This window comes from Chitinophagaceae bacterium, assembly GCA_016699815.1.
In the GTDB taxonomy this organism is placed as follows: Bacteria; Bacteroidota; Bacteroidia; order Chitinophagales; family Chitinophagaceae; genus Ferruginibacter.
Genome location: CP065012.1, coordinates 1,720,534 through 1,732,530, shown reverse-complemented (window position 1 = coordinate 1,732,530; position 11,997 = coordinate 1,720,534). Strand labels below are relative to the sequence as shown.

At 39.4% G+C, this 11,997-nt stretch carries 11 protein-coding genes; 7 read left to right on the top strand and 4 right to left on the bottom strand.

Annotated elements, in window-relative coordinates; translation table 11 throughout:
* Nucleotides 1-250 precede the first annotated feature (250 nt).
* Nucleotides 251-520, top strand: coding sequence for a hypothetical protein (locus IPO46_07685; protein QQS62019.1), 270 nt, complete (start codon nucleotides 251-253; stop codon nucleotides 518-520).
* A gap of 84 nt (nucleotides 521-604) precedes the next feature.
* Here IPO46_07685 and IPO46_07680 read toward each other — a convergent pair whose 3' ends face one another.
* A complete protein-coding gene (locus IPO46_07680) occupies nucleotides 605-3,139 on the bottom strand; it encodes a zinc carboxypeptidase (GenBank protein ID QQS62018.1) in 2,535 nt (844 codons plus the stop codon).
* A gap of 120 nt (nucleotides 3,140-3,259) precedes the next feature.
* On the opposite strand from IPO46_07680, the gene IPO46_07675 reads away from it, so the two are divergent.
* The gene (locus tag IPO46_07675; protein QQS62017.1) at nucleotides 3,260-3,748 is read left to right on the top strand and encodes a YcxB family protein; all 489 of its coding nucleotides are present in this window, start codon (nucleotides 3,260-3,262) and stop codon (nucleotides 3,746-3,748) included.
* 22 nt (nucleotides 3,749-3,770) lie between these two features.
* Here the strand turns inward: IPO46_07675 and IPO46_07670 are convergent, their stop codons facing one another.
* Nucleotides 3,771-4,202, bottom strand: a complete 432-nt coding sequence (locus IPO46_07670; GenBank protein QQS64352.1) for a GNAT family N-acetyltransferase — start codon at nucleotides 4,200-4,202, stop codon at nucleotides 3,771-3,773.
* A 235-nt stretch (nucleotides 4,203-4,437) separates the two neighbouring features.
* Between IPO46_07670 and IPO46_07665 the strand changes: the two genes are divergently transcribed.
* The 5 genes from IPO46_07665 to ruvB all read left to right on the top strand — a co-directional run bounded on the left by IPO46_07665 (nucleotide 4,438) and on the right by ruvB (nucleotide 9,020).
* Nucleotides 4,438-4,674 (top strand): acyl carrier protein, encoded by a 237-nt coding sequence (locus IPO46_07665; protein QQS62016.1) that lies wholly within the window; start codon nucleotides 4,438-4,440, stop codon nucleotides 4,672-4,674.
* A 30-nt stretch (nucleotides 4,675-4,704) separates the two neighbouring features.
* Entirely contained in the window at nucleotides 4,705-5,958 is a 1,254-nt protein-coding gene (fabF, locus tag IPO46_07660; protein ID QQS62015.1) for a beta-ketoacyl-ACP synthase II, read from the top strand.
* Between the two features lie 51 nt (nucleotides 5,959-6,009).
* Entirely contained in the window at nucleotides 6,010-6,744 is a 735-nt protein-coding gene (gene rnc / locus IPO46_07655) for a ribonuclease III (protein ID QQS62014.1), read from the top strand.
* Between the two features lie 151 nt (nucleotides 6,745-6,895).
* Complete coding sequence (locus IPO46_07650; protein QQS62013.1) at nucleotides 6,896-7,924, top strand: NAD(P)-binding domain-containing protein; 1,029 nt, start codon at nucleotides 6,896-6,898, stop codon at nucleotides 7,922-7,924.
* A 61-nt stretch (nucleotides 7,925-7,985) separates the two neighbouring features.
* Nucleotides 7,986-9,020 (top strand): Holliday junction branch migration DNA helicase RuvB, encoded by a 1,035-nt coding sequence (gene ruvB / locus IPO46_07645; protein ID QQS62012.1) that lies wholly within the window; start codon nucleotides 7,986-7,988, stop codon nucleotides 9,018-9,020.
* Between the two features lie 274 nt (nucleotides 9,021-9,294).
* On the opposite strand, the gene IPO46_07640 is transcribed toward ruvB, so the two are convergent.
* A complete protein-coding gene (locus IPO46_07640) occupies nucleotides 9,295-10,608 on the bottom strand; it encodes a DNA mismatch repair protein MutS (GenBank protein ID QQS62011.1) in 1,314 nt (437 codons plus the stop codon).
* A 9-nt stretch (nucleotides 10,609-10,617) separates the two neighbouring features.
* A complete protein-coding gene (locus tag IPO46_07635) occupies nucleotides 10,618-11,958 on the bottom strand; it encodes a dihydroorotase (protein QQS62010.1) in 1,341 nt (446 codons plus the stop codon).
* Nucleotides 11,959-11,997: the final 39 nt, after the last annotated feature.

Below are 11,997 nucleotides of genomic sequence, written 5' to 3'. Positions count from 1 at the left end.
AAATATTTAATTGAGTAGCGCTAAAAAGAAAATACTTTAAACAATATTTATTCATCGACAGCAAAAATGACTGCATACAAAACTAAAAATGAAATTTAAGTCAGGAACTGCAATTTATTTTTAACATAGCTTATCGAAAACAATGGCAAAAATTTAATTTACCTTTACACTACAGATGATTGGATGATTACCTTTTATGATATTAGCATTCCAATTACATTTATACTCATCAATTTTAAAACGTTCTAAAATGAAACAAATATTTATTGTACTATGCGCTTTTATCCTTTTAAATTTTACAGCCTGTAAATCAAATGAAAATAAAAGCCCCGATCAGCCTGCTGCCGATACCATAGTAAATCTTAATCCAACACAGGTGCAACAGGATTCTGCCAAACTAAGCGATGACTCTGCTACCGTTAAAACCGCCGTAGGCGTAAAAATGGAAGAAGACAGCGCCATACAACAGGAAAAAAACGACGCTAAAAAATTAGAAGAAGATAAAAAGAAAGAAAAATAAGCCATAGTTTTTTTTGAGCATAACGCTTTTGTTTAATAATTAAACTCACTTGCCAGAGTTAAAATTTCCCTCAAAGGCTATAAATTACTGCCCCACCAAAAACACCGCATTACAAAACATAAGCTTCCCGTTTTCCCAAAAATTGCGAAACATAATATTATCGGCAATATAAACCACAGAACCTTTGCCCAAATTTTGTATGCCAAACAAAAGCCCGTCTTTAAGCAATGCTGCAAGTTTTGAACCTACATATCCGGCAAGCTGGTTATCTTTTTTTAATATCCCTACATTCCATCCACCTTCTTTTATAAAGTCATACACTTGTGCATCCATTTTTAAACTATAGTAGTTATTGGGGTATCCAAATGCCAACGGGTTGCTATTGTCTATCTCCACATTAAAAATAGCGCCCGGGGTAAATCCCGAAACGGCATCTCTTTCTCTTAAATTATATTTTTGTAATGCTGCATATACGTCTTTTGCCGCATTGCTTTCATTGGTATCTGTTTTGGGTTTTAAAGCGCTCCACTCCTGCTTTACAAGCTGGCTTACTGCCGCTTCCAGCGCCACTACTTTACCGCCATTCCTAATCCATTGTTCAAACAGTTTTGCATTTTCTTTATCGGCTAAAAATTCATAATACCCATTGGGCATTATCATTACATCAAAATCCTGATTTATGTTTTTAAAATCCTGTGTATTGATAAGTGTAACCGGGTAATTGAGTTCCTGTTCAAAGAAATACCAGGCTTCGCCTGCTGCATTGGAGCTTACGGAACTACCGGTAAGCAATGCAACTCTCGGCGCTTTTAGCTGGCGTACATGCGCACTGCCCATATCATAACCCTTATCTACCATGCCGGAAGCAATGGGATAAAGCTTTACCGTATATTTATTGCAAAGCTGCGAAACCATACTCCAAAAACCGTTGCCAAATTTTTCGTTTCCTTTTTGTAAAACAATTATAGAGCCGCTTCCAAACTTTTCATTGCCGGCTTCAAAAGCGGCATCTGACATACGCACTTTTACGCCCCTGGAAAGCAATTGTGCAAGTACCGTTGCCGAATATTTGCCTTCCCATTTAATTACACAGGCAAAAGCACTGGAAATATTATTCTTTTCAAATGCCTCATTATACCTGCCGCTCACTTTCATTTTTAACGTAGTTGCATAAGCCTGCAGGCCATAAGCATAAGGCATTGCCCAGGCCGTAATATCGTAGGTTACAGAATCGGTAAGTTTTGTATTGGGTTCAAAGAGGGCCTTTACCATTACCGCCCTGGGTTGTGCAGCGCTAATTACAATATCGCCTGGGGCAATGGTAAACACTTCTTCCTTTCTTGTTTCATAATTAAAGCCTTTTCCTGTGCCACTGCCAGTGCCGTATAGAATATTGTTTTTATCTAATAGCGCTAAAAGCGCTTTTACTTTTTGCCCGTCTGCTGCCTGGTTTTTTATAATGTATGTTTTATATAAGCCAACATTCCCATTGCTGGCATTGGCAAAATAATTTTTAAATTCTGTTATTAGTTTTGCCGCATTTTGTGAAGCTATTTCAATAGTACTTAGGCTTGTGGTATAATGATGTATTAAACGGTCGTATAAAGTAAGCGTATCCCCATCGCTGGTTAATACGCCAAGGCCTCCTTCTGGTCCGCCTGCCTGTTCATAAGTCATTCCTATGGAGCCGTTATAAATTGGGTAGGTATCGCCATAAGATGGATATAACAAATCAAAAACTTCTTTGGTAAAATACAGCCAGCCGTTTTTGTCAAAATACCGGGCATGATTTTTTCCAATCTGCACCTGAAAATCTCTTTGCCATTGCGTTATAGCTTCATGATAGGGCTGTGCAGCCGGGGCAAAATAATAATTATCGTTGATACCCTGCTCATGAAAATCTACATGTACCTGCGGCATCCAGTTGAGGTATTCTTTAACTCTTTGCCTGCTTTCGAGCTGTGTTTGCCATGCCCAATCCCTGTTTAAGTCAAAATTATAATGGTTGGTTCTTCCGCCGGGCCAGGGCTCATTATGTTCACGGGCAATTACATCAGGGTTATATTTTATACCTACAACGCTGTTGAACCAGTTTACATACCTGTCCCTTCCATCTGGGTTTAAGCAGGGATCAATTACTACAACCGTATTACCGAGCCATAGCTTTGTTTGTGAATTTTGGGGATTTACCAACTCATATAATGTAAGCATGGATGCCTCGGAAGAGGAAGCCTCATTGCCATGTACATTATAACTTAGCCATACAATTGGCGTAGGTTTTTCTATTGAAGCGGCGCCTGCTGCTGCAAGTTGTACATTATTTTTACGGATATTTTGGAGGTTTTCGATATTTTCTGCAGATGAAACAAAGGCCAGTAAAAGCGGTTTATGCTCATTGGTTGCTCCATAATATTGCAGTTTTACCTTTTGCGGGGCAAATTTTGCTACATGCTCAAAATAATTTACTACCTGTGCATGAGCCGTAAACCTGCTGCCGAGTTTGTAACCCAAAAATTGATCGGGAGATTGCAATTGGGCCATACTTACATAGCCACTCAAAACCAGGGATACCAATAAAAATGCATTTTTCAATTTGATGGAATTATTGATGAGTTGCATAAATTTTATATAAAAAAATATTTATGATATATAGTACATGTACAAAGTTAAATGTACATAAAATAAAAGGTATGCATTTTTCCTTTATCGGGGAAAACAATTAATTATATTGCAGCCACAATGACCTCAGCATTTTTTACCTACAATAAAGCAAAAGTAATACAGGCGCTGCGCTATCATTTCATCAGCCGCAAAGAAATAAAAGCCCTCATTATTATTGTAAATATTTTTGCCATTTTATCTGCAGCATTATTTTACCTAAAAAAAATTAATCCGATGGCATTTTTAATTAGCTCTGTATTGTGGTTTGCGCTCATGGTTTCATTTTGGTATTTAATGCCGGCAATAATTTATAACAGGGCAAAAACTTTTAAAGACCGTTTTAGGGTAAGCATGGGTACACAAGAGTTTTATATTGAAAACGCCAATGGCAGCCGCTCCTGGCCATGGACCGATTTCAGCACATGGATGGAAACGCCGCATTTTATTCACCTGTATTTTAACAGCCGATCTTTTTTTATTGTACCCAAAGAGGCATTTGAAGATGCGGAAATACATAATGTGAGGGTTCTGCTCAATGAAAAAATAAAAAATAAGAGCAGGGTGTAATTTTTTTCAAACCAAAGGAATATTAAAAAATTAATTTTTCCATTACGTGGTGGGGTATGTTGAGCTCCAAAAACTGGTCGCCTTTAATTTTATAGCCGCATTTTTCATAAAATCCCACAGAGGTATCTCGTGCATGCATCATTACTTTATTAAATCCTTTATCCCTGGAAATACTTTCCACAAAAGCAATAATAGAAGCGCCAATACCTTTGCCTTGCAAATTATTATTTACGGCCATTTGCCTTAGCTGAATAGTATTTTTATCTCTCTTTACCAACATGCAGCACCCCAGCATTATATCCTCATCAAAAGCGGCAATAAAAAGGTTTTCCCTTTCATTAGCCAGTTCGTCATCAGTAAAGGCAAGGCCAAGTGGTTCCCGCAAAATTGAATAGCGCATCTGTACCATTTGACGGTATTCATTACTGCCATGCTCTATTATTTTAAGACCCATGCGGTTATGGTTTTTTTTGGAAAAAAGCGCTTTTGGCCAATCCCAAATTACATATTTTTTCAACACAAACGCACATTTGGCAATTTTTACGAGTTTTACTGTTTATTTCCCCATTTAAAAGCTAAAAACTCAAAAAAAAGATTTCTATATTCGTTGTTTAGTATTTCTTTGTAATTAATTGCATTTAATACAAAAACTATATTTTTGCAACCAGTTTAAACTAAACCTTAATAACATGTCAGACATTGCAACAAGAGTAAAGAAAATTATTGTTGACAAATTAGGAGTGGATGAAGCAGAAGTTACAAATGAAGCTTCTTTCACCAACGATTTAGGTGCAGATAGCCTGGATACCGTAGAACTCATTATGGAATTTGAAAAAGAGTTCAACATTTCCATTCCGGATGAACAGGCCGAAACCATCACTACCGTGGGCCAGGCCGTTTCTTATTTAGAAGAAAACGCTAAGTAATTACATTCTTTAATTTACACAGGCAAACTGATGGCTTTAAAAAGAGTTGTTGTAACAGGGCTTGGCGCACTTACCCCACTGGGTAAAACCGTTCATGAATACTGGCAAGGGCTCCTGGACAGTGTGAGTGGTTGCGACTTCGTAAAGCAATTTGACATTGCTAAATTTAAAACCCGGTTTGCCTGTGAGGTTAAAGACTTTGACCCCACTCATTACCTCGACAAAAAAGAATCCCGGAAACTAGACAGGTATTGCCAGTTTGCTCTTATTGCCAGCGATGAAGCAGTAAAAGATGCCGGTATTACTGCCGAAAACTGCAACCCGGACAGGGTTGGGGTAATTTTTGCAAGTGGCATTGGCGGACTTATTACCTTTCAGGAAGAAGTTACCAACTATGCTGCCGGAGATGGTACACCCCGTTTCAATCCTTTTTTTATTCCCAAAATGATATTGGATATTGCTGCAGGGCAAATTTCCATACGGCATGGGTTTCGTGGGCCCAACTTTGCCGTAGTGAGCGCTTGTGCATCCAGTACCAATGCCGTAATTGATGCCTTTGATAATATACGCCTGGGTAAAGCCGATGTAATTGTAACCGGAGGTAGCGAAGCCGTAATAAGCGCTGCTGGCGTAGGTGGTTTTAATGCCATGAAAGCGCTTAGCGAAAGAAACGACGATCCCAAAACGGCAAGCCGCCCATTTGATAAAGACAGGGACGGTTTTGTAATGGGCGAAGGCGCAGGCGCACTTGTGCTGGAAAGCCTGGATCATGCACTGGCAAGAGGCGCAAAAATTTATTGCGAAATTGCCGGTGGCGGAGCCACAGGAGATGCCTACCATATTACTGCTCCACACCCAGATGGCCTCGGCGCCAACAATGTAATGAAGGCAGCGCTTAATGATGCCGGCATGAAGCCGGAAGAAATTGATTACATCAATGTACATGGCACTTCTACACCGCTTGGTGATATTGCAGAAACCAAGGCCATACTCAATGTATTTGGCAACCATTCGTACAGCCTCAATATCAGCAGTACAAAAAGTATGACGGGCCATTGCCTTGGCGCAGCAGGCGCATTAGAAGCACTGGCTTGTATTTTAGCCGTTACAAAAGATGTTGTTCCGCCTACCATCAATCATTTTACTGATGACCCGGAACTTGACCCCAAACTTAATTTTACTTTTAATACGGCACAAAAGCGTACGGTAAATGCCGCACTTAGCAATACCTTTGGGTTTGGAGGCCACAATGCAAGTATTATTATAAAAAAATACAAGGCTTAAAACTGTATTTCCTCTATTATTTACAAATACCCTAATTTCAGTGTTTGATTTATGCACGTAGATTCTACATTGCAATTTTTTAAATCGTTTTTTGATAAAGCGCCGGGCAACCAATCATTCAAAAAACAATTAAGTAATGTACTTGGTTTCACGCCAGGCGATATCAGCCTTTATAAAACAGCACTAAGCCACCGCTCCATCAGGGAAGGTGCAGACGAAAACAACGAACGCCTGGAATTTTTAGGCGATGCCGTTTTAAGTTCGGTAATTGCCCATTACCTGTTTAAAAAATACCCATACAAAGGCGAAGGTTTCCTTACCGAAATGAGGAGCAAAATGGTGAACCGGGCCAAGCTTAATGAAATAGCCCTTAAAATGGGTCTAAAAAAAATTACCTTTTACAATAAATTTGATAACGCCTTAAAAATTTCTCAAATTTTCGGCAATACACTTGAAGCATTAATAGGCGCTGTGTACCTGGACATTGGCTATAAAAAAACACAAACATGGGTAGAAAAGCAAATCATTTTGCCACACATGTTTATTGATGACCTGGAAGAAGTAGAAATAAATATTAAAAACAAACTCTACGGCTGGGCTAATAAAAACGGCAAAGCGCTGGAGTTTACTACGCTGGAAGAAAAATTTGAAAGCGGAAGGCGTATTTTCACTATTGGCGCAACGGTAGATGGAGCATTGGTTGCACAAGCAAAAGGATATAATAAAAAAGATGCCAGCCAGTTAGCAGCTCAGTTGGCAGTGGAAAAGCTGGGGCTGAGAGAATAGTTACGAGTTTAGCGTTAAGAATTAAGAGATATGAGATTTAAGTGTTGAATTATAAGCCCTCCAAAGCAAGTTAAACCTAAGAGCGAATAACCAACGCTTTAAACGACTTAAACCTTTTTAACGAATTAAACAACTTAAACAAAAAACAAGCATGTTGAAATTTGGCATATTAGGAAGCGGGAGCTGGGGAACGGCACTGGCAAAAATACTAACTGACAATGGCCAAACTATTTTTTGGTGGAACAGGAGCCAAACTGCAATTGAGCAATTTAAACAGCGGGGTCACAATCCCCAATATTTACAATCGGCAAGGTTTAATATACATCAACTGCAACTCACCACTAATGCTTCAGATGTTATTACAAACAGCGATGTAATTGTAATTGCCATTCCATCTTCATTTGCCATTGAAACTTTAAGCACTTTGCCCAAAAATATTTTTGAAGGCAAAAAAATAGTATCGGCCATAAAAGGTATTTTGCCGCAAAATAATTTACTGCTCAACGATTATTTGCAACAGGAATTTAATGTAGACCTGGAAAATTATTTTGCCGTAATGGGCCCATGCCATGCCGAAGAAGTTGCCAGGGAGCGGTTATCGTACCTTACTTTTTCCGGCACAGATACAAAAATGGCAACAGGCATTGCCGGCTATTTTAAAACCTCATATATAAACACGGTAATCAATAAAGATATTTATGGCGTTCAATACGCCGCAATTTTAAAAAATATTTATTCTGTGGGCTCCGGTATTGCACACGGGCTGGAGTACGGCGATAATTTTTTAAGCGTACTTATTGCCAACAGCGCCGATGAAATGGCAGGTTTCTTAAGAAAGGCAGGCATCATAAATGCCGAAGTAGGCTATTTAGAAACCCATGAAAATGTACGTACCAATTATGCCGCATCGGTTTACCTGGGAGATTTGCTGGTAACCTGCTATTCCCTGTTTAGCCGCAACCGTACTTTTGGCAATATGATTGGCAAAGGCTATACCGTACAATCGGCACAACTGGAAATGAATATGGTTGCCGAAGGCTATAATGCCAGTAAATGTATGCACCTTATTAATGAACGTATAGGCGCACCCATGGTTATAGCCCATACGGTTTATAATATTTTATGGAAGGGTTTAAACGCCGGAGAAGGTTTTAAACTGTTAGAAAAAAAATTGGTATAGCGCTACTTTTTTTCAAAAATTACTATAAATCCTGCTGCTGATTATTTTGTAATTTTACTTTATGCAAAATCCCAACCTCAATACTGAACTTACAAAAATGAGCGGCGCCGAAAAGGAGTTTGAAAATAACATTCGCCCTGCAGCTTTTGAGCAGTTCAGTGGGCAGGAGAAAATTATCAACAACATCAGCATTTTTATAAAAGCCTGTAAACAAAGGGGCGAAGCATTGGACCATATCCTTTTTCATGGCCCGCCGGGATTGGGTAAAACAACGCTGAGCCGCATTGTGGCCAACGAAATGGGTGTAAACATAAAAGAAACCAGCGGCCCGGTTATCGAAAAACCCGGCGACCTTGCCGGCCTGCTCACCAACCTTGAACCAAATGATGTATTGTTTATAGATGAAATACACCGGCTTAGTACCGTAGTAGAAGAATACCTCTATGCCGCAATGGAAGATTTTCGTATAGATATAATGATAGACAGCGGACCAAATGCACGCTCTGTACAATTAAACTTAAATCCGTTTACACTTATTGGCGCCACTACCAGAAGCGGGCTTTTAACCGCACCACTGCTCAGCAGGTTTGCTATTAAAAACAGGCTGGAGTATTACAATGCTTCTATTTTAAATGCCATATTGCAACGCAGTGCAGGTATTTTAAACACAAAAATTACCAGCGATGCTTCCGATGAAATTGCAAGGCGCAGCCGTGGCACGCCTCGTATAGCCAACGGCTTGCTGAGAAGGGTAAGAGATTTTGCACAGGTACTCAGCAACGGCATCATTGATTTAAAAATAACCGAACATGCCTTGCGTGCATTAAATGTAGATGAATACGGCCTTGATGAAATGGATAATAAAATACTCTCTACAATTATTGATAAATTTAAAGGCGGCCCGGTAGGTATTACCACAATTGCCACCGCTGTAGGTGAAGAAACCGGTACGCTGGAAGAAGTGTACGAGCCCTTTTTAATACAGGAAGGTTTTATTGTACGTACGGCACGTGGCCGGGAAGCCACCGAAAAAGCTTATAAACATTTGGGCAAGCAACCTGCCGGCAAAGGCTTACAAAGTGATATGTTTGATTAAGGGTAATACACAGTACATAGTATTGAGTACTTGGTATTGCGTATATAGTATTGAAGCCTTACCATTTTTGTAACCTTCAATAGCAACCATTCATTTAAGCATTTTAAAAAAGGGTACTGGTAAAACGGGCCCTTTATTTTTTGGGGACAGTAAAAAACCTAAAAGAAAATACTCATTTGAATTTGCAAATAAAATCAGATGCAAAATATACCCTTACAGCAAATGCAATTCCCCAGCCTAAATACTAAATACTTTGTACTAAATACTGAGGCCTTCACAAATCCTCCAGCATCTTCACCACGCCTTCGTTTTTTAAAATCAAATAGCCGAGCCTGTCGTTGCTTACGCCTGGTTTTAAGGTATAATTAAATTGCAACTGGCCTCCTGAAATTTGGGTTTCAAAATAATGAAAGCTGATGTTGGTATGGCCCTGCAGTTGCTGTGCAATTTCATACAGATGTGTAGAAAGGATAAATAAGGAGCCCTTTACTTTTAGCAGGCCTTCTATTACTGCCGTGCTGCATTTCATGGCGTCTTCTACATTGGTGCCCTTAAAAAGTTCATCAATCAATATGAGCCATTTTTTTCCATCGCTTACTTTTTGCAGGGTAGCTTTTACTCTTTGCACTTCGTTGTAAAAATAACTTTCGCCCTTAATAATATTATCGGCCATATTGATGTTGCTGAGCATGCCGTCAAAAACACTCAATCGTAAAAAAGCAGCAGGAACCGCCATACCTGCATGTGCCAAAAAAACGGCAATGCCCACCGCTTTTATAAAAGTGCTTTTACCGGCCATGTTGGCGCCGGTTAAAAATAAAAAATGGGCATCCCTATTCAGTTGTGTATCGTAGCCCACGGGTTGCTCCAATAATATATGATATAAACCACGGGCTTCAATTACCGGCGTTTCAGAGGCTACCAGCTCCGGAAAAACCAATTGAAATTTTTTAATGGCAATGGCCATGCCATGCCAGGCATCAAGCGTGGCGTGCATTTGCAGCAAGTTATGCATATTGGTTTTAAACCGGTAACGGATAAAATGGCCAAAGCGCAGCAGTGCGGTATGCGGCATTTCCTCAGTGGTTGCAAACCCGCTTGTATATGCTGCAGTATGCTGCAAAATATTTTGGCACCTGCTCAATACCTTTTGTAATGGAGCTGATGCTTCAGGTGAATGTAGTAATTCCTGCAATTGCCTCATTCCTTTAATAAAATCAAAACAATGCTTTGCAGAATATTTTATCAAAGAATAATCCTGGCCTGAAAAAACTTTATAGGTAAGTGCAGAAAGCTTATTGGGATAAGCTGGTATTTCATCAATAGTGGCATGAAAATACCGCTCTACCACCATAATGGTTCCGTTGCTTATGAGTTTTGTCCAGCCGCTTTCTTTTTCGCCAATTTGTTTTAATGTGAGTTGTATATCGGTAATAGCTGAAACGGATTTTAGTGGTGTGTACAGCATCTTTTTAAATTCATCTCTACCGCTGCTGGTTATGGCTTCATTGAGTTTTCCAAAAACAGAAAACTCTTCTTCGTTAGCAAAAACAGCAAGGTCATAAAGGGTGGTTTTATCCAGTTCCATTCTATATTTTTATCGGTTGAAGTATAGCCTTTCGCTTGTATAAGAGTTGTTTACAGTGCCATTTTCATAAACCAGGTTTCCGTTTACAAAAGTTTTTTCTACGGATGCAGGAAATTGAAAATTTTCAAACGGGCTCCATCCGCATTTATATAAAACAGATTGAGGCGAAACGGTAAATGGTTTATTTAAGTCAATCAACACCAGGTCGGCAAAATAACCTTCTCTTATAAAACCTCGTTCTTTTATTTGAAAACATTCAGCAACGGCATGGCTCATTTTGCGGACAATATTTTCCAGGCTTATTTTTCCCTGCTCATAATAATACAGCATTAAGGGCAATGCATGTTGTACCAGGGGCAGGCCGGCATGTGCATTTTCGTAAGGTGGTTCTTTTTCGCATAATAAATGTGGTGCATGGTCGGTGGCAATTACATCCAGGCAGTCGTCCAGCAATGCATGCCACAAAGCATTTTTATTTTGGGGCGCTTTTATAGCCGGGTTGCATTTTATTTTATAGCCCAGCCGTTCATAATCATCTGCCGTAAAATGCAAATGGTGCACGCATACTTCTGCGGTTATCCTTTTTTCTGCAAGCGGCATCATGTTGCCAAAAAGTTGCAGTTCTTTTTCGGTGCTTATATGCAATATATGCAGCCGGCTATTGTGTTTTTGGGCAAACTGTATTGCAATTAACGAAGATTCAAAACAGGCTTCGGCATTTCGTATAAGCGGATGATCGGATGGCTCCAGTTGTGGTTTTTGGGCTTTTAAAGCCTGGTAATTATGGCGAATTAAGCGCTCATCTTCGCAATGCGTTGCAATTAGTATTTCACACTCCGAAAAAATCTTATTGAGCGTATTGTGGTTATCCACCAGCATATCTCCGGTGCTGCTGCCCATAAATATTTTAATGCCGCAAATATCATTTTTATGTTTGTTTACCTGCAATGCTTCATCTGCATTATGGTTGCTCACACCCATAAAAAAAGAGTAGTTGGCAAGCGAAGTGGCTTTTGCAATGGCATATTTATCTTCCAGCAATTTTAAATTTAAAGCATTGGGTATGGTATTGGGCATTTCCATAAAACTGGTAATGCCGCCAGCAACTGCCGCCCTGCTTTCGGTATGGATTGTAGCTTTATGCGTAAGCCCCGGCTCACGAAAATGCACCTGGTCGTCAATGGCTCCCGGCATCAAATGTTTTCCAGCGCCATCAATTTCTATGCATTTTTCTTTTACAGAAATATTACTGTCAATTTTTTCTATTCGTTTATTGCCTATCAAAATATCTTTTTGCTCAATTTTTCCTTCATTCACTATAGAAATATCCTTAATAAGGTATTTTTGCATAACTTGAATTTATGAATACTTGTAAAACTAACCATTACT